The 17,308-nt window shown below is 56.3% G+C and carries 16 protein-coding genes and 1 pseudogene; 6 read left to right on the top strand and 11 right to left on the bottom strand.

Translation table 11 applies throughout. The annotated features are described in order from the left end of the window. Positions 1-1,272: a translesion error-prone DNA polymerase V subunit UmuC gene (umuC, locus tag A936_RS21055; protein WP_008461374.1), complete on the bottom strand. Its 1,272-nt coding sequence runs from the start codon at positions 1,270-1,272 to the stop codon at positions 1-3. Positions 1,273-1,274: 2 nt separating this feature from the next. Then, a complete protein-coding gene (umuD, locus tag A936_RS21050; protein WP_008461373.1) occupies positions 1,275-1,694 on the bottom strand; it encodes a translesion error-prone DNA polymerase V autoproteolytic subunit in 420 nt (139 codons plus the stop codon). Positions 1,695-1,905: 211 nt separating this feature from the next. On the opposite strand from umuD, the gene A936_RS21045 reads away from it, so the two are divergent. Together A936_RS21045 and A936_RS21040 are read left to right on the top strand one after the other, a co-directional pair. Beyond that, a complete protein-coding gene (locus tag A936_RS21045; RefSeq protein ID WP_008461372.1) occupies positions 1,906-3,942 on the top strand; it encodes a prolyl oligopeptidase family serine peptidase in 2,037 nt (678 codons plus the stop codon). A gap of 131 nt (positions 3,943-4,073) precedes the next feature. Then, complete coding sequence (locus tag A936_RS21040) at positions 4,074-4,466, top strand: ACT domain-containing protein (RefSeq protein ID WP_008461371.1); 393 nt, start codon at positions 4,074-4,076, stop codon at positions 4,464-4,466. A gap of 56 nt (positions 4,467-4,522) precedes the next feature. On the opposite strand, the gene A936_RS21035 is transcribed toward A936_RS21040, so the two are convergent. Further along, the gene (locus A936_RS21035) at positions 4,523-5,359 is read right to left on the bottom strand and encodes an alpha/beta fold hydrolase (protein ID WP_008461370.1); all 837 of its coding nucleotides are present in this window, start codon (positions 5,357-5,359) and stop codon (positions 4,523-4,525) included. Between the two features lie 278 nt (positions 5,360-5,637). Between A936_RS21035 and A936_RS22485 the strand changes: the two are divergent. Beyond that, positions 5,638-5,904 (top strand): annotated as a pseudogene (locus A936_RS22485) (tyrosine-type recombinase/integrase); the annotation flags it as partial. A 48-nt stretch (positions 5,905-5,952) separates the two neighbouring features. Further along, entirely contained in the window at positions 5,953-6,888 is a 936-nt protein-coding gene (ttcA, locus tag A936_RS21025; RefSeq protein ID WP_008461368.1) for a tRNA 2-thiocytidine(32) synthetase TtcA, read from the top strand. 34 nt (positions 6,889-6,922) lie between these two features. Here ttcA and ynaL read toward each other — a convergent pair whose 3' ends face one another. The 4 genes from ynaL to A936_RS21010 form a co-directional block, all read right to left on the bottom strand. Continuing rightward, positions 6,923-7,081: a proline-rich small protein YnaL gene (ynaL, locus tag A936_RS24130; protein WP_269320697.1), complete on the bottom strand. Its 159-nt coding sequence runs from the start codon at positions 7,079-7,081 to the stop codon at positions 6,923-6,925. 267 nt (positions 7,082-7,348) lie between these two features. Next, the gene (gene zntB, locus A936_RS21020; protein ID WP_008461367.1) at positions 7,349-8,332 is read right to left on the bottom strand and encodes a zinc transporter ZntB; all 984 of its coding nucleotides are present in this window, start codon (positions 8,330-8,332) and stop codon (positions 7,349-7,351) included. 159 nt (positions 8,333-8,491) lie between these two features. After that, positions 8,492-8,758, bottom strand: a complete 267-nt coding sequence (locus A936_RS21015; protein ID WP_008461366.1) for a DksA/TraR family C4-type zinc finger protein — start codon at positions 8,756-8,758, stop codon at positions 8,492-8,494. 72 nt (positions 8,759-8,830) lie between these two features. Next, positions 8,831-10,450, bottom strand: coding sequence for a peptide ABC transporter substrate-binding protein (locus tag A936_RS21010; protein WP_008461365.1), 1,620 nt, complete (start codon positions 10,448-10,450; stop codon positions 8,831-8,833). Positions 10,451-10,618: 168 nt separating this feature from the next. Here A936_RS21010 and mpaA point away from each other — a divergent pair, with 168 nt between their 5' ends. Next, positions 10,619-11,326, top strand: a complete 708-nt coding sequence (mpaA, locus tag A936_RS21005) for a murein tripeptide amidase MpaA (RefSeq protein WP_008461364.1) — start codon at positions 10,619-10,621, stop codon at positions 11,324-11,326. Positions 11,327-11,329: 3 nt separating this feature from the next. Here mpaA and ycjG read toward each other — a convergent pair whose 3' ends face one another. Beyond that, the gene (ycjG, locus tag A936_RS21000) at positions 11,330-12,295 is read right to left on the bottom strand and encodes an L-Ala-D/L-Glu epimerase (RefSeq protein WP_008461363.1); all 966 of its coding nucleotides are present in this window, start codon (positions 12,293-12,295) and stop codon (positions 11,330-11,332) included. Positions 12,296-12,433: 138 nt separating this feature from the next. On the opposite strand from ycjG, the gene tpx reads away from it, so the two are divergent. Further along, on the top strand, positions 12,434-12,940 hold the full coding sequence (gene tpx / locus A936_RS20995; protein WP_008461361.1) for a thiol peroxidase: 507 nt from the start codon (positions 12,434-12,436) through the stop codon (positions 12,938-12,940). 51 nt (positions 12,941-12,991) lie between these two features. Here the strand turns inward: tpx and tyrR are convergent, their stop codons facing one another. The 3 genes from tyrR to A936_RS20980 form a co-directional block, all read right to left on the bottom strand. Further along, positions 12,992-14,554: a transcriptional regulator TyrR gene (gene tyrR, locus A936_RS20990; protein WP_008461360.1), complete on the bottom strand. Its 1,563-nt coding sequence runs from the start codon at positions 14,552-14,554 to the stop codon at positions 12,992-12,994. 226 nt (positions 14,555-14,780) lie between these two features. Further along, a complete protein-coding gene (locus A936_RS20985) occupies positions 14,781-15,848 on the bottom strand; it encodes a YcjF family protein (protein WP_008461359.1) in 1,068 nt (355 codons plus the stop codon). Further along, positions 15,845-17,242 (bottom strand): YcjX family GTP-binding protein, encoded by a 1,398-nt coding sequence (locus A936_RS20980; RefSeq protein WP_008461358.1) that lies wholly within the window; start codon positions 17,240-17,242, stop codon positions 15,845-15,847. Before A936_RS20980 ends, A936_RS20985 begins: the two co-directional genes overlap by 4 nt. Between the last annotated feature and the right edge of the window lie 66 nt (positions 17,243-17,308).

Genomic DNA, 17,308 nt, shown 5'->3' with positions numbered 1-17,308 from the left:
TCAGCACACCCACGCCTGCGGTAGATCGGCATAGCGAGTGGTATAGCGCGGCGACAGCATGTCGCGCTTCATCGCCCACGGCTGCTGTATGCCCTGCCCGGCAAAATAGAGCGTGCCTTTGCCCTGCTTTTTATTCAGGAAGTCCAGCACGGTCATCAGTTTTTCGCCGTTAGGGCGTGGAACATGGTTGTCGAATAAATCGAATTGCGCCACGCCCTGACTAAAAAAATCCCCCAGCATCACGCCGGCTTTCTGGTAGCGATGCCCCGCCTGCCAGATAGCGTCCAGGCTCTGCAACGCGGCCTGGATAATATCCCGGCTGTCCTGTGTGGGGATGAGCAGCGAGACGGACGAGCAGTTGCCGTAATAGAGTTCGTTCACGGCAAACGGACTGCTTTTCACAAAGGCAGAGATCACCCGGCAATATTGGTGCTCAGCCCGCAGCTTTTCCGCCGCCCGGCTGGCGTAGCTGCCGATCGCCTGGCGCATAGCCTCATACTCGGTAATGCGTTCTCCGAACGAGCGGCTGCAGATGATCTCCTGTTTGGCGGCGGAGAACTCATCCATTTCAAGGCATGATTCCCCGCGCAATTCGCGCACGGTTCTTTCCAGCACCACGCTGAAATGCCGTCGAATAAAACGAATATCCGCGTCGGCAAGCTGTAAAACCGTTCTGATGCCCATGTCGTCGAGTTTTTTCGACAGCCGCCGCCCCACGCCCCAGACTTCGCCCACGGGCAGCTGTGCCATAAGCCAGCGCTGGTGCTTCGGGCGGGATAAATCAACCACGCCACCGGTTCGTTCTTGCCACGTTTTTGCCGCCAGGTTTGCCAGTTTAGCCAGCGTTTTTGTCGGCGCGATGCCCACGCCCACCGTCAGGCGGGTGCGCTGGCGAATGGTCGAGCGGATCGTCTGACCAAAGGCCTTCAGGTTGTAGCAATTGCTCACGCCCGTTAAGTCACAAAATGCCTCGTCGATGGAGTAAATCTCGACCCTGGGCAGCAGCTCTTCAAGCACGCCCATCACCCGCTCGCTCATGTCGGCATACAGCTCGTAGTTGCTGCTAAACGTCAGCACGCCATGCCGCCTGAGCGCCTCTTTCTGTTTAAAAAAAGGCGCCCCCATTTTGACAAAGGGCCGGGCTTCCGCAGAGCGGGCGATGACGCAGCCGTCATTATTGGATAAAACCACCACCGGCTTTCCGGCTAAATCCGGGCGGAAAGCCGTTTCGCAGGAGGCGTAGAAGCTGTTGACGTCCACCAGCGCAAACATGTTTAGCCCGCCGCTTTGATGATAAAAGTGACGATGCCAAAAATATCGAGTTCGGCCTCATCGGGGACGGGAATCGGTGCCCAGGCGCTGTTCATCGGCAGTAGCATCACCGTGGGGCGAAGCTGCAGGCGCTTCACGGTGAACGCCCCGTCAATCGCCGCAATCACAATATCGCCCTGTGACGCGGTTCTTGAGCTGTCCACAATCAGCAAGTCCCCTTCGCCAATTCCCCCTTCTACCATCGAATCCCCCGCCGCCTTTACGAAATAGGTCGCGCCGGGATTGCGCACCAGCAGCTTATTAAGATCGATACGTTGCTCAACATAGTCCTGAGCCGGTGACGGAAAGCCGCATTGCACCAGGTCAGCAAAGAGAGGAAAGGAAGCGTCCGGGCAACAGGCCGCAGGTTTGAGAAGATTCATGATACCGCCAATACAAATACTGTTTAAATATACAGTATCAGGTAAAAAAGACACTTCAAGTAAGAAAACACGTACTTTTGCTAAGCCCTTCGTTTTGCAAACGAAAAAATTCGAGCATGCTGGCAGAAACCACAAAAGCCTTCAGGTGTAATGGGCATAAGCATAATGATATGGTCGATTGCAGGCCCGTTACCCAACAAAAGGACGCGTGATGACACAGCCAGTGAGTCAGGATTTGCTTAGCCAGCTCGAAACCCCGGAAGATGCCGCGGCGCTAAGCTGGGTGGAAAAACAAAATAAGCGCACCACGGACAGGTTTGCCACGGGAGAGCGCTTCCAGCAGATGCGGGGCGCGATCCTGCAGTCGCTGGACGATAAAACCAACATTCCCTGGGGGAACCACTACCGCAACGAGGTGTATAACTTCTGGCAGGATGACGAACACCCACGCGGCATCTGGCGCCGCACCACTGAAAGCTCTTACTTTACCGCTGCACCAGAATGGGAAACGGTGCTGGATGTCGATCGCCTGAACGAAGAGGAAGGCGCGAACTGGAGCTATCACGGCGCCGATCTCCTCCACCCGGACTATTCCCGGGCGCTGATCTTTTTATCCAGCGGCGGCGATGCCTGTGAAATTCGTGAATTTGATCTGGTAAATAAAACGTTTATCCCCGAGGGCTTTTTCCTGCCGGAAAGCAAAAGTTCGGTCAGTTGGCTGGATGAAAACACGCTGCTGCTGGCGCTCGATGCAGGGGATGATACGCTCACCACCTCCGGCTATCCACGCCGCGTCTATCGCTGGACTCGAGGGACATCACCGCAGGATGCACCGCTGATCTACGCAGGTGAAGCAACGGATATGGCCGTTTCCGCCTGGCATGATGATACCCCCGGTTTTGAGCGGGATGTGGTGCACTGCAGCAAAGACTTTTACCACGGGCAAACCTGGCTTTTGACCGGCCAGAATACCCTGACGCTTATCGCCATTCCGGAAGATGCCTCCTGCGGATTTTTCAAAGACTGGCTGCTGGTGACGCTTAATTCCGACTGGACAATCGCTGAGACAACCTGGCCTGCAGGCGCTCTGCTGGCTATTGATTTAGCTGATTTTCAGCGAGGTGAGCGCAATTTCATTTCGCTCTTCACGCCAAATTCGCGCACGACGCTGCAAGGCTACAGCTCAACCCGCGATTACCTTCTGCTGAACCTGAGCCAGGACGCCGTTGAGAAGGTCGAAGTTGTGAAAATCGACGGCGGCCAGCGGCACTGCATAAAAACGCTTGAGCTGCCCGATTTCACCAACGTTTCCGCCGGCGGCATCGACGATGAAAGTAACCGCTACCGGCTGGTCAGCCACGGTTTCCTGCAGCCCCACAGCCTCAGCTATGGCGATCTGGACGACGACACGCTAAGCCTCGTGAAACAGGATCCAGCCTGCTTTGACGCGGGAGAATTTAGCGTGACCCAGCACTTTGCCCTTTCGCTGGATGGCACCCGCGTCCCCTACTTCCAGGTGGCCGCCAAAGCGCTGGCGCTGTCCGGTGATAACCCGACGCTGCTGTACGGTTACGGCGGATTTGAGGTTTCTTTAACACCTCATTACCTGGACTCAAAAGGCGTGACGTGGCTGCAAAAAGGCGGGGTTTACGTCGTCGCGAATATTCGCGGCGGCGGTGAATATGGCCCTGCATGGCACCAGGCTGCGCTCAAACAGCATCGTCATCGTGCCTGGGAAGATTTTACCGCTGTCGCAAGCGATCTGGCGGCGCGGAAAGTGACCTGTGACGCGAAGCTTGCCGCTCAGGGTGGGAGCAACGGCGGCCTGTTGATCGGTAATATGCTCACCGACTACCCAGAATTATTTGGCGCGCTGGTGTGCGAAGTCCCGCTGCTGGATATGCTGAATTATCCCCGCTGGCTCGCGGGAGCCTCCTGGATTGCCGAGTATGGCGACCCGGACATTGCCGAAGAACGAGAGTGGCTGCAGCGTTATTCTCCGTTCGACAAAGTGTCCGCCGATGTGGATTATCCCCCCACGCTGTTCACCACCGGCACCCAGGATGACAGGGTTAGCCCGGCCCACGCGCGTCGGATGGTGGCGCGGATGCAGCAACAAGGGCACGAGAACGTCTGGCTGTATGAGGAAACGGATGCCGGCCACGGCAGCGCGCCGGAAAATAGCCAGACGGCGGCACACCAGGCCATGATTGAAGAGTTTCTCTGGCAGATGCTGACCGGGAAATAAGCGCGGGCGGTGCGTCAAAGGCGCGCCGCCTCATCATTAGCGCACCTAATGCAACAGCATATTTTTTAATTTTTATTTATCACTCAAACGCTATTTAATTCGTCCTCACTCAATGAAAAGGAGACGGATAAATGGCTGGCGAGAATAACCTGGCAATACTACTGAGTAATGCTGCCCCGGAGCTTAACCCGGGTAAATATGTTTTTTGCACTTTAGCCTCACCTTCTGCGGAATTAAAAGATGCCGCCATTGTGACCGTCCGCGAGGCTGAAGGCGTCACGCTGGTCCTGCCTCAGGATCTGGCGGATAAACATGCCGTAAGCTATGACTACGTCGCCAGTTGGATCACCCTGAAGATTCACTCATCCCTCGCCGCCGTTGGCCTTACCGCCGCATTTTCACGCGTGCTGGCGAAAAAAGGTATCAGCTGTAACGTGGTGGCTGGGTATTATCACGACCATATTTTCGTGGCCCATAAAGATACCGAGTCGGCGATGGCGGCCTTGTCATCTTTGACATCCTAGGCATAAGCGGGGAAATAAGAAGGGGAAGCTTTCGGCCTCCCCCGATAACAGCGCTATCAGCTGCGGATAAATTTCAGGATATCCGCATTGATGGTATCGGCATGCGTGGTATGCATCCCGTGAGGATAGCCGGGGTAGATGTGCAGCGTGCTGTTGCTGAGCAGTTTATCCTGCAGAATAGCCGCATTTTTGTACGGCACAACCTGGTCGTCATCGCCCTGCAGAACCAGAACCGGCACGGTGATGGCTTTCAGATCGTCGGTCTGGTCGGTTTCTGAAAACGCTTTGATCCCTTCATAGTGGGCCTTCGCGCTGCCGGCCATGCCCTGCCGCCACCAGTTCCGAACACTCCCCTCAGAAACATCGGCGCCCTGGCGGTTAAAGCCGTAGAACGGGCCTGAGGCAACATCAAGGTAAAACTGCGCACGATTTGCCGCCAGCGCCTTACGGAAGCCGTCAAACACCTCGAGCGGCGTTCCGCCCGGATTACTCGCCGTTTTCACCATCAGCGGCGGCACGGCACTGACTAAAACGGCTTTCGCAACGCGCCCCTGAGGCTGCCCGTATTGGGCGACATAGCGAGCCACTTGCCCACCGCCGGTTGAGTGGCCGACGTGCACGGCATTTTTAAGATCCAGATGTTCCACCACCGCCGAGGCATCTGCCGCATAATGATCCATATCGTGCCCATCGCTGACCTGGTCAGAACGGCCATGCCCGCGTCTGTCGAACGCGATAACCCGGAAGCCTTCGCCTAAGAAAAACAGCATCTGGTTATCCCAGTCATCGGCGCTGAGCGGCCAGCCGTGATGAAAAACAATCGGTTGCGCCGTTTTCGGCCCCCAGTCTTTATAAAAGATATTGACGCCATCTTTCGTCTTTACGAATGTCATAAACCTCACTCCTTGTTGCTATGAATGTTCGGTAACCTGGTAAAGCATAGTCGATGGACGTGGCGTGACCGTAAATCCTGCTGGCATTCGCCGCTGCAATCCGTACCCTACGCGCCGGCATGACACGCCGTGCGTGTTGGATTCAGAGCCAGAGACTTTCATGGCCACTCAAAAAGAACAATACAACCTGATTTAGCACTGCATTGATTTTGGGCCAGGGTCAAAAACCCGGAAATCTCAAAAAGTGCGTGGAACTAAAACGGGTGTACTTACATAAAGGCGAACAAAAACCGTATGACAACGTGTCGAGCATTGGTGACCGTCGGGGCGCAGCTGTAAAACGTGCTGGAATTCGCCGCCGGAATCCGTACCATACACGCCACACTTACGCATGCTGGCTGTTATCTGCAGGTGCGAACCCCTCATTTATTGCAAATCAGATGGGGCATGAAAACGCGCAGATGGTTTATGAAGTCTATGCTGCATGGATTGAAGAACTGAGCGGCAACCAGGTGAATAGGCTTCACAGTAAGCTGGCGCTTTGAAAAAGTTTGCCCCTTATATGCCCCTTTTGGTTTCAGAGACAGTAAATAATGCAATTGAATCAAGAAGCTACAAAAAAAGAACAGTACAACCTGAACAAGTTACAGAAGCGCCTGCGCCGCAACGTGGGTGAAGCGATTGCCGATTACAACATGATTGAAGACGGCGACCGCATCATGGTTTGCCTTTCCGGCGGCAAAGACAGCTACACCATGCTGGAAATCCTGCGTAACCTGCAGCAAAGCGCGCCAATCAGCTTTAGTCTCGTGGCGGTAAATCTCGACCAGAAACAGCCGGGGTTCCCTGAGCACGTGCTGCCTGCCTACCTGGAAAGCATCGGCGTTGAATACAAGATTGTGGAAGAGAACACCTACGGCATCGTGAAAGAAAAGATCCCGGAAGGCAAAACCACCTGTTCTCTGTGTTCGCGCCTGCGTCGCGGCATTCTTTACCGCACCGCCACCGAGCTGGGCTGTACCAAAATCGCCCTGGGCCACCATCGCGACGATATTCTGCAAACGCTGTTCCTGAACATGTTCTATGGCGGCAAGATGAAGGGCATGCCACCGAAGCTGATGAGCGACGACGGAAAACATATTGTTATCCGCCCGCTGGCCTACTGCCGCGAGAAAGACATTGAGCGTTTTGCCATCGCCCGCGAATACCCAATTATTCCGTGCAACCTGTGCGGCTCGCAGCCAAACCTGCAGCGCCAGGTGATTGCCGACATGCTGCGCGACTGGGATAAACGCTATCCGGGCCGCATTGAGACGATGTTCAGCGCGATGCAGAACGTGGTGCCATCACATCTCTGCGATACCGAGCTGTTTGATTTTGCAGGCATTACCCACGGTGCAGAAGTGGTGAACGGGGGCGACCTGGCGTTCGATCGCGAAGAGATCCCTATGCAGCCCGTCGGCTGGCAGCCGGAAGAAGACAGCGCTGACGCCCCGCTGCAGCGCCTGGATATTCTGGAAATTAAATAATCCCCATTCCCTCTCCGCCCGGAGAGGGAAAACCTCAATGGTGTGTCGGCGGGTCGATTATCGGCCTTGGATCCGGGTCGGTCGGCGGATCGGGTATGGGCTGTGGCCGCGGAAGCGGGTCGGGTACCGGCACGGGTTCGGTGGGGAAAGCCGGGTCGCTCATCATCAGGCTGTTGCGATACAGCATCGTCATCTCCTGGGTGGGTGAATCGCCCTTTAAAGCATAGTCCACAAATTGCAGGCAAAAAAAAGCCGACTTTGAAAGTCGGCATGGTATGAATCAATTGTGCTATGCAGTAATTCTAAAAAAGGAAGTAAGACAATATGGAGCGCAACGCCCATCGCTTGACGTTGCATTCACCTGCAAGAGAGAGTTTGCCGCGGCAAGGCTTTCGGTTTCTTGATTTTGCTCAATAACAGCGCCGTTTTCGCCCACAAACTCGTTCCAAATCCCGCAACTTTACAGCCATTTACTGCGATGTAACCACCAGGCAACACCACCAATCATAACCACCAACATGATGCAGAACAGCGCAAAGCCGAAGGCCCAGCCTCCGCCGGGAATACCGCCGAGGTTCACGCCAAACAGCCCGGTTAAAAACGTGCTGGGTAAAAATACCATCGCCATCAGAGACATGGTGTAGGTTCTGCGGTTTAAGGATTCCTGCATAACCTGGGAGATTTCATCGGTCATCACGCCGGTGCGGGCGATGCAGGCGTCGATTTCATCCAGCCCCCTGCCCAGCCTGTCGGCAATATCCTGCATGCGGCGGCGCTGGTCGTCGTTCATCCAGCTTAGCCGCTCGCTGGCGAGGCGCGCATAGACGTCACGCTGCGGAGACATATAGCGCCGCATGACAATCAGCTGTTTACGCAACAACGCCAGCGCCCCACGAGGCGGCACCTGCTGGTCGAGCAAATTGTCTTCAAGGTCGATGATTTTATCGTGCATTTGCTCGATAAATTCGCTGGCGTGGTCGGTCAGCGCATCGCAGGCATCCACCAGCCAGCTGCCGCAGTCGGTTGGGCCGGTGCCTTCATTCAGGTCGTTCACCACATCATCCAGCGCAAGAACCTGCCGCCTGCGGGTTGAGACAATCAGCCGTTCGTCAATGTAGAGCCGCACGGCTACCAGCTGGTCCGGGCGTTCATCGGTATTGCCGTTGATGCAACGCAGAGTGATTAGCGTGCCGTCACCCACGCGAGAAACGCGGGGACGCATACTTTCACCGGCTAACGCCTCCCTGACATAGTTCGGCAACAGCGGCGTGTTGGCCAGCCAGTCGGCGCTGTCGGCGTTGGTGTAATTCAGGTGTAGCCAGCAGGGATGCTCGCTGTCGATAATTTCATTGTTGTCGAGAGGCCTGACGCCGCCCCTGCCATCCAGTTGCCAGGCAAACACCGCGTCCGGCACGTGCAGCTCGCTGCCTTTAATTACATCCACTGCGCAATCCTCAAGCTGAATCAGTTCTTTCTGTCAGTCTAGCCATCTCTGAAACGAAGGCAACCACCTGAGGTTATCAAACGCGCTGAATTTGCAGAGAAAAGAGTAAATAAAGCTTAACCGGAGACATAAAAAAACCGGGCGATGGCCCGGTTCTTACTAGCGTAACTGGCTGTCTTTCGAGCCACGGCGGTTATAGCCTGAGAATGTGGCCCGGCGCGCATCTTCCGCCTGCTGGCAGCGAATACACAACCGCACGCCCTGAATCGCTTTGCGCCGTGCTTCCGGAATGCATTCGCCGCATTCTTCGCAGTATTCGAGGCTTTCGCCCTTCGGTAGCTCGCTGCGCGCTCTGGCCACGGCGTCGTCCACGGTACTGTCGATTTGCTCCTGAACGGCGCCGTCATTGGCCCAACCTGATGCCATCTCGTCACCTCCGCAATCGCTATGCCTGAGGTGACGATCATAGCACTTTTTCTGACTAAACTTTAGCCATACTTAGTGTTTGATAATATACATCGTGCGGCTGTAGGCCACGTCTTCCGGGTTGTTGATCGGGTAGCCCTTCAGCCACGGTTTGATCAGGCGACCGTTGGTGTACTGGTAGATTGGCGCGATAGGCGCTTTTTCCTGAATGATTTTTTCGGCGGCGTTGTAATCCGCATTCCGTGCTTTGTCGGTAGTTTCCTGCGCTGCCTGGGACAGCAGCTTGTCGTATTCCGGGGAATTGAAGCGTGAAATATTCCCGCTGTGGGTGGACGTTAGCAGCGACAGGAAAGTAGAAGGTTCATTGTAATCCCCGACCCATGACGCACGAATGACGTCGAAATTGCCGGTGTTGCGGCTATCGATGTAGGTTTTCCACTCCTGATTTTGCAGCTTCACGTCAACGCCCAGATTTTTCTTCCACATCGACGCAACGGCAATCGCTATCTTCTGGTGGTTTTCAGAAGTGTTGTACAGCAGCGTCAGTTTAAGCGGTTTGGCATCGCCATAGCCGGCGGCACGCAGCAGCATTTTCGCCTGGGCGTTCAGCTCCTGCTGGCTCATGTCTTCGAACGGAGAGCGGTCTGGCTTAAAGCCCGCGGTAACGTCAGGCGTAAAGCGCCAGGCCGGTTTCTCTCCCGTGCCCAACACTTTTTCAGCCATCAGGCGGCGGTCGATGGTCATACTCAGGGCGAGACGAACGCGAGCATCCGCCGTCGGCCCTTTTTGCGTGTTAAACGCATAATAATAAGTGCCAAGCTGCGGCGGCGTGTAAACCTGCCCCGGAATGTCCTTCAGCAGTTTCTGGTAGAGATTTTTCGGGAAAGATTCGGTGATGTCGATATCGCCGGCCAGGTAACGCTTGGTGGCCGCCGACTCCTGGTTAACAGGAATAAAGGTCACTTTGGTCAGCACCGTTTTCCCGTTGTCCCAGTAATTTTTATTCGGCACCACAACCAGCTTCTCGTTCACCACGCGGTCCTGCAGCGTAAATGCGCCGTTGCCCACGAGATTGCCGGGTTTCGTCCATTCATTACCCAATTTTTCAACAACCGCTTTAGGCGTGGGATAGAAGGCAAAGTTTGCCGCCAGGCTTGGGAAGAACGGTACGGGTTTATCAAGCTGTACGCGAAGCGTTTTAGCATCTACGGCGGTAACACCGAGCTTATCAGCCGGCATTTTCCCGTCGATAATGGCCTGGGCGTTGGTGATACCCGCCAGCGCGGCAAACCAGGCAAACGAAGAGGTATTTTTAGGGTCAACCAGCCGCTGCCAACTGTAAACAAAATCCTGCGCGGTGACAGGCGTTCCATCGGACCAGCGGGCGTTGTCGCGAAGCGTAAACGTCCAGATGCGGTTGTCGTTGCTTTGCCATTTGGTGGCAACACCCGGCACCAGTTCACCCTTTTCGTTTTGGTTAACCAGGCCTTCAAATAAATCGCGAATAACCTGAATTTCCGGCAGACCAACCGCTTTGATTGGGTCCAGGCTCGCAGGTTCATCTTTAATATGTCTGACTAACTCCTGACTGCTCGCCAGCTTCGTTCCCGCAGGAACATCCGCCGCCCAGGCGCTTTGCAGCATGGCGGCCACGGCCAACGCACAACAGCTAAAACTGAGGCTTTTTTTCATCGCTTTCCTTCCGTGTTTTTGCATTCAGGAGATTGGTGTAAGTTACTGTAGCGTAATTTATTCTTTTGATTCCAGGAAAAAGCTCACATCTGCGGATTAAGGTGAGTTTTCCCTAAAACATTGCTATTAATGACGTTAATAGCCGCTTTATTCAGTGAGAGGAATATCATGCCCACGACCCGCCCTCGCCCCCAGCGCGGCCACCTGCCGCCGGGCTGTGAACGCTACGGCAAATCGGTACTAGGTGCGCCGTTGCTCTATTTCCCCGCCACTCAAACGGAAGAACGCAGCGGGCTTATCATTGCCGGTACTCACGGGGATGAAAACGCCGCGATGGTGGCGCTTTCCTGCGCCTTAAGAACGCTTGAGCCGCAGTTCAGGCGGCACCACGTGGTGCTGGCGGTTAACCCGGACGGCTGCCAGCTTGGCCTGCGCGCCAACGCGCACGGCGTCGATTTGAACCGCAACTTCCCGGCGGCCAACTGGAAAGCTGGCGATACCGTTTACCGTTGGAACAGTAGCGCGGACAAGCGTGACGTGGTGCTATCTACCGGGCAAACGCCGGGCTCCGAACCAGAAACCACCGCGTTGTGCCAGCTTATTCATCAGCTGCAGCCCGCCTGGGTAGTCTCTTTTCACGATCCGCTGGGCTGTATTGAAGATCCGCACAGCTCGGCGCTGGGGCACTGGCTGGCTGAAGCCTTTGCGCTCCCGCTGGTGACCAGCGTTGGCTACGAAACGCCGGGGTCGTTCGGCAGCTGGTGTGCCGATTTAGGCCTGCCGTGCATTACGGCTGAATTCCCACCGATTTCAGCCGATGAGGCCAGCGAGCGCTACCTGCGGGCGATGACTGACCTTTTGCACTGGCACAGGTAAGCATTAGGGATAAAGTTTTCCCGTTTCAAAATGCAGCGAGGGCTCCACGTCGACGGCAAGCCAGGTGGGGCCATCGAGATCGGCAAAGCGCACCTTAGCCGCCAGCGGTAAAGCGGCGGCAATGGCGCGAGATGTGCAGAGCATACAGCCGAGCATGACATCAAAACCCTGTTCTCGCGCGGCCTGAGCCAGCAATAATGCCTCAGTTAAGCCCCCGGTTTTATCGAGCTTAACGTTCACCATGTCGTAGCGCCCGGCAAGCGCTGGCAGGCTACTACGGGTGTGGCAGCTTTCGTCGGCGCAAATCGGCAATGGGTGAATGAAATTCGCCAGCGCATCATCATCCCCCGCCGGCAGCGGCTGTTCAAGCATCGCCACGTTGAGATCGGCCAGCAGCTGGCAGCGGGCGGCCAGGCCATCACTCCGCCAGGACTCGTTGGCATCCACAATCAAAATGGCTTCCGGCACCGCCGCCCTGATAGCCACCATCCGTTCGGTGATGAGGTGATCGTCGAGTTTCACCTTGAGCAGTCGGGCGCCCTTCTGCCAAAGCAAAGCCGCTGAGGCAGCCATTTGTTCCGGGGCGGCAATCGTAACGGTTTGCGCCGTGGTCACCATTTCCGGCAATTCGACGGCGTTCAGGGCCGATATCGTGGTGTGTTTCTGGCGGGCTTCCAGGTCCCAAAGCGCGCTGTCAATGGCGTTCCGCGCCGCCCCTGGCGGAAGAGCCTGCTGTAATTCAGCGCGCGTCATGCCGCGCTCAAGCTGTGAAAGTACCGTGGTGACCTGGGCCAGCACCGAAGCATCGCTTTCGCCATAGCGTGGATACGGCGTGCATTCGCCGACGCCTTTTATGCCGCCTTGTTCGATTTCCACCACCACAACAACCGCCTCGCTGCGGGTTCCACGCGAGATTACAAATGGCGTATGGAGCGGCCAGGCTTCCTGGTAAACTTTCACTGTTCTCATCATCAGTCTCCCTTGGGGTTATCGCCTGAGTATAGCGAGCCCGAGCTTTTGCATGTACTTTCAGTTTTTTATGTTCATCACGGATTTCCTGGAATACACTGTTCCCGGCGTTAATTTTATGTAAAAGGAAGATTAAACATGTCACAAACCGTTCATTTCCAGGGCAACCCGGTCAAGGTTGCAGGTCAGATCCCACAGAAAGGCAGCAAAGCCGCCGCCTTCTCTCTGGTCGCGAAAGATCTTTCTGACGTTGCGCTGAGCCAGTTTGCCGGCAAACGTAAAGTGCTGAATATTTTCCCAAGCATCGACACCGGCGTGTGTGCCGCGTCCGTGCGCAAATTCAACCAGTTGGCTACCGAGCTGGATAACACCGTTGTGCTGTGTATTTCTGCCGACCTGCCGTTCGCTCAGTCCCGTTTCTGCGGCGCTGAAGGCCTGAACAACGTTGTCACCCTTTCCACCCTGCGTAACCCTGAGTTCCAGCAGACTTACGGCGTCAGCATTGCCGAAGGCGCGCTGAAAGGCCTGACCGCACGTGCGGTAGTGGTTATCAATGAAAACGATGAAGTGATCTTCAGCGAGCTGGTGAATGAAATCACCACCGAGCCGGATTACGCTGCGGCACTGGACGTGCTGAAGGCTTAAGCCTCAGACCTGTATGAAAAGAAAACCCCGGGTTTCCGGGGTTTTTTGTTTTTACTCTTCGCCCTTCTTCTGGCTCAGTCCGTACTCACGCAGCTTGTTGGCGATCGCAGTATGGGAAACACCCAGCCGTTTTGCCAGCTTACGGGTACTTGGGTAACTGCGGTAAAGCTGCGTTAACACCGAGCGCTCGAAGCGGCTGGTAATATCGTCCAGCGAGCCTTCCATCGCCTCTTCCCCCACGGCCAGGCTGGCCGAGTCGAAGTCCGGCAACAGGATGTCCTGAGGGCGCAGCTCGTAGCCTTCCAACTGAGTTAACGCGCGGTAAATGGCGTTTTTCAGCTGACGCACGTTACCCGGCCAGCCGTAGCGGGTCAGCACGCTGCTTAAATCGTGAGACAGCTTAGGCCGCGGTACGCCCTGCTCGTCGGCAAAGCGCGCCACAAAAAGCTCCGTCAGCGGCATGATGTCCTGCGGGCGATCGCGCAGCGGCGGCAGGTTCAGGGTCAGGACGTTGAGGCGATAATAGAGATCCTCGCGGAACTCGCCTTTCTGCACTAGCTCCACCAGATTTTTTTGTGTCGCGCAAATCACGCGGACATCAACATGCACCTCATGCTCTTCGCCGACGCGACGGAACGTGCCGTCGTTCAGGAAGCGCAGCAGTTTGGTCTGCATACGCGGCGACATTTCACCGATTTCGTCCAGCAGCACAGAGCCACCGTTGGCCTGCTCAAAGAAGCCTTTTTTCCCTTCGACGGCGTTGGCATAAGCCCCGGCCGCGTGACCAAACAGTTCGCTTTCGATCACGTCGTCAGGAATAGAGCCGCAGTTCAGCGCCAGATAAGGTTTTTGCGCTCGCGGGCTGCTCAGGTGGCAGGCATTGGCCAGAAGATCTTTGCCCGTACCGGTATCGCCCACAATCAGCAACGGGGCATTCAACAGCGACAGTTTGCGCGCCTGCTCAACCACATGACGCATTTTCTGGCTGACGGCGACAATCTGGTCAAAGGCGCTGAAATCGCTGCTGGAGAGGTTTTGCAGCTGGCGCCCCATGCGCACGGTAGAGCGAAGCATCACCACCGCGCCCACCAGCAGCGGCTGATTATCTTCGCCATCCAGATGAACCGGGGTGATCTCCAGCAGGAAGTTTTGCCCGTGGATCACAACATGTTCGGTGTGGGAGTCGTGCGGTTCGCTCTCCAGCCAGCGGGTGAAGTTAAACCCGCTGATCAACGTGCCCGCATTATGGTTCCGCAGACGATCTTCGCTCTGCCCGAACAGCGCGCAGCTTGCCGGGTTGGCCAGTTCAACTTTGCTGCGCATATCCAGCGACAGCACCGGCTCCGGCAGCGCCTCAAGTAGCGCACTCAGGGCGCGATGTTCACGCTCGGAAGGCATCCACGGTACTTTACGCACGTCGGTAACGTCTGGGATGCGGCGAATTTCCGCCATCAGGCTGCTGAAAGATTCAAAATCAAGGGAGGAGAAATTAAGGTAAATACGCCCGATCGGGTCAATTTCGATACCGCGCAAATCAATACCGCGCAGCACTAAAAGATCGAGCAGTTCACGAGTGAGACCAAGGCGGTCCTGACAAAAGACTTCCAGACGCATGCAGGTGACCTTATGTTACGGAAAACGGCCTATACGACCTTCAGCCGGGCTGAAGGACCTCATAGAGTTGCAGGGATAATAACGCAGTTAGCCGTTGGCAAGAAGATGCCTGTCATGAAATGTTGACACTAAAAGACAAACCACTGGTCAACAAGCACGAAATTTATACGTGTGCTGTAAACAACAAAGGGCAGCCGAAGCCGCCCTCCAGGTCAATGATACAAATTCAGTTGGTAGGTTTGTTTTTCCCGGAGGCCAGCGTCTCTTTCAGCTGAACCAGAAGCTGTTTGCGGAAATCCCCCAGCCGGGGCTTGTCACCCTCCAGCCACGGCAGCGGACGGCAGAGCTCCATCGCCTTAATGCCCAGGCGGGCAGTTAACAGCCCGGCCCCAATCCCCTGCGCGGCGCGAGCCGAAAGTCTGGCGGCAATGTCCTGCGACATCCAGTCCATGCCGACTTCACGCACCAGCTCGCTCGCCCCGGCGAAAGCAATATTCAGCAGCACCAGGCGGAACAGGCGAATACGGCTGAAATAGCCCAGTTCGATACCGTACAGCGTGGCGATGCGGTTGATCAGGCGCAGGTTACGCCAGGCAATAAAAGCCATATCCACCAGCGCCAGCGGGCTGACGGCGATCATCAGCGTGGATTCGGCAGCAGAACGGCTAATTTCACGCCGGGCCTGAGCGTCCAGCACCGGCTGAACAAGCTGGGCATAAAGCGCCACGACTTCCCGGTCGTTGTGGGTTTCATGGATCGAGGCATACCAGCGCTGCAGCGCCGGATGGCCTTTATCCAGCCCGGCCTGGCTGGCCAGTTTTTCGCAGAACGCCCGCCCTCTGCCCGTGCTGTGACTGGCGAGCAGTTCTCGTGCCTCGTCACGCTCTTCGGCACGCTGGCGCAAACGCCATAACCGCCGCCATTCGCTGGCAATCGAGCCGACGCCAGCCGCGACGATAAGCCCCCCGGCAACGCCGCCGCCAAGCGCGATCCAGTCCTGAGCCACAAAAGCGTTGTGGGTCCACTGTACGCCCTGGGCCACAACGCTGACGCCAAACAGCGCCAGTCCGGCTGTCACCATTTTGCGCCACAGGCTGCGTTTCGGTCTTAAAGCAGCTTCAATAACAGCCTCGGCCTGCCCTTCTTCGTCGGCAAGCATTTCAACGCTGGTGGTGACCGGGGTAAACTTTTGCGCTTCCGGTTCACTAAACGCGTGTGCCGCTTTCCAGTCCTGCTCTTTTTCCGCCTCCAGCGGCTGCGCAAAATCGATGCGCGGTTTAATAGGATCGCTCATCGCAATTTATCTCCAATTAAGAATTCCAGCGCCGCGTCCAGCCTGATGTGCGGCAGCGGACGGTCAACGTCCATCACCTGCGGCCGGAACTGTTCGAACTGAAAGCCCTGATTTTGCCAGAAAGCATTGCCGGGCAGGCGCGAAGGCACCTCCCCCGGATACACCGTCAGCGGCGCACCGTCGTTCAGGCGATTGCCGCGCAGCGCCGGGATTTGCTCCCCCTGCACGTCTACGATGCCGCTTTGCGTTGCCTGCACGGAGGCCAGCCCCATGCAGTCCATACTGATGCCTTCGAAGGCCGCGTTTTGCCAGGCGTCCTGCACCAGCTGTTGCAAGAGAGAAACCATGTTAGCGTGCTGGTCTACCGTGACATGGTCGGCTTTGGTGGCGGCAAACAGCAGCTTATCGATCACCGGGGAAAACAGGCGACGGAACAGCGTGCGCTGCCCGTAGTGGAAGCTTTGCATCAGCTGGGTTAACGCCAGGCGCATATCGTTGAACGCCTGGGGCCCGCTGTTGAGCGGCTGCAGGCAATCCACCAGCACAATCTGTCTGTCGAAGCGCAGGAAGTGATTCTTATAGAACCCTTTCACCACCTTTTCACAGTAGTAATCAAAACGCGCGCGCAGCATGCCGATGTTGCTGCCTTTATCCGCCTGGGCCAGCTTCGACTCACCAAAAGCATCCACATCCGGCCATGGGAAAAACTGCAGCGCGGGCGCGCCCGCCATATCTCCGGGCAGGACAAAGCGCCCCGGCTGAATAAAATGCAGCCCTTCTTTCTTGCAGCGCAGCAGGTAGTCAGTCCACGCTTCGGCAACCGCCGCCAGGCGGTTTTCATCGGCGGGAGCGAGAGGATCTAAACCCTCGCAAAGGTGACGCCATTCCGCCGACCACTCGGCACGCTGGCCCTGCAGCAGGCCTGTCATCTGGCGCGACCAGCTCAGGTAATCCTGCGCCAGCATGGGCAGGTCAAGCAGCCACTCCCCCGGATAATCAACAATCTCCAGGTAAAGCGTGGACGTGTCTTTGAAGTGGCGCAGCAGCGAATCGTTGGAGCGGTAGCGTAACGCAAGGCGCATTTCGCTTACGCCACGAGTCGGCGTCGGCCAGGCCGGTGGCGTGCCGAAAAGCTGCGCCATACCTTCATCATAGGTGAAGCGCTGAATGCCCAGATCGCGCTGAGGCACGCGCTTAACGCCGAGCAAACGCTCTTCACGAGCGGCGCTAAGCATTGGCAGCCGTGCGCCGGTGTGAATGCCCAGCAACTGGTTGACCATCGCGGTGATAAATGCGGTTTTACCGCTACGGCTCAGCCCGGTTACCGCGAGGCGTAAATGACGATCAACGCCCCGGTTTACCAGGGCGTTAAATTCGTTTTTGAGTCGGTTCATAAGCGTCCTGATTGCCTTCCGCTGCAGAAAATACCTTTATTGATAATATCAAATGGGGCTGATTAC

Origin of the sequence: Enterobacter sp. Ag1 (assembly GCA_000277545.1) — a bacterium.
In the GTDB taxonomy this organism is placed as follows: Bacteria; Pseudomonadota; Gammaproteobacteria; order Enterobacterales; family Enterobacteriaceae; genus Cedecea.
Note: the sequence above shows the minus strand (reverse complement) of the source record. Positions and strands in the feature narration are given on the sequence as shown.

What these genes read in the sequence shown, in the direction of transcription:
- umuC (WP_008461374.1), bottom strand. Translation starts at nt 1,272, where the DNA reads ATGTTTGCGCTGGTGGACGTCAACAGCTTCTACGCCTCCTGCGAAACG.
- umuD (WP_008461373.1), bottom strand. Translation starts at nt 1,694, where the DNA reads ATGAATCTTCTCAAACCTGCGGCCTGTTGCCCGGACGCTTCCTTTCCT.
- A936_RS21045 (WP_008461372.1), top strand. Translation starts at nt 1,906, where the DNA reads ATGACACAGCCAGTGAGTCAGGATTTGCTTAGCCAGCTCGAAACCCCG.
- A936_RS21040 (WP_008461371.1), top strand. Translation starts at nt 4,074, where the DNA reads ATGGCTGGCGAGAATAACCTGGCAATACTACTGAGTAATGCTGCCCCG.
- A936_RS21035 (WP_008461370.1), bottom strand. Translation starts at nt 5,359, where the DNA reads ATGACATTCGTAAAGACGAAAGATGGCGTCAATATCTTTTATAAAGAC.
- ttcA (WP_008461368.1), top strand. Translation starts at nt 5,953, where the DNA reads ATGCAATTGAATCAAGAAGCTACAAAAAAAGAACAGTACAACCTGAAC.
- ynaL (WP_269320697.1), bottom strand. Translation starts at nt 7,081, where the DNA reads ATGACGATGCTGTATCGCAACAGCCTGATGATGAGCGACCCGGCTTTC.
- A936_RS21015 (WP_008461366.1), bottom strand. Translation starts at nt 8,758, where the DNA reads ATGGCATCAGGTTGGGCCAATGACGGCGCCGTTCAGGAGCAAATCGAC.
- A936_RS21010 (WP_008461365.1), bottom strand. Translation starts at nt 10,450, where the DNA reads ATGAAAAAAAGCCTCAGTTTTAGCTGTTGTGCGTTGGCCGTGGCCGCC.
- mpaA (WP_008461364.1), top strand. Translation starts at nt 10,619, where the DNA reads ATGCCCACGACCCGCCCTCGCCCCCAGCGCGGCCACCTGCCGCCGGGC.
- ycjG (WP_008461363.1), bottom strand. Translation starts at nt 12,295, where the DNA reads ATGAGAACAGTGAAAGTTTACCAGGAAGCCTGGCCGCTCCATACGCCA.
- tpx (WP_008461361.1), top strand. Translation starts at nt 12,434, where the DNA reads ATGTCACAAACCGTTCATTTCCAGGGCAACCCGGTCAAGGTTGCAGGT.
- tyrR (WP_008461360.1), bottom strand. Translation starts at nt 14,554, where the DNA reads ATGCGTCTGGAAGTCTTTTGTCAGGACCGCCTTGGTCTCACTCGTGAA.
- A936_RS20985 (WP_008461359.1), bottom strand. Translation starts at nt 15,848, where the DNA reads ATGAGCGATCCTATTAAACCGCGCATCGATTTTGCGCAGCCGCTGGAG.
- A936_RS20980 (WP_008461358.1), bottom strand. Translation starts at nt 17,242, where the DNA reads ATGAACCGACTCAAAAACGAATTTAACGCCCTGGTAAACCGGGGCGTT.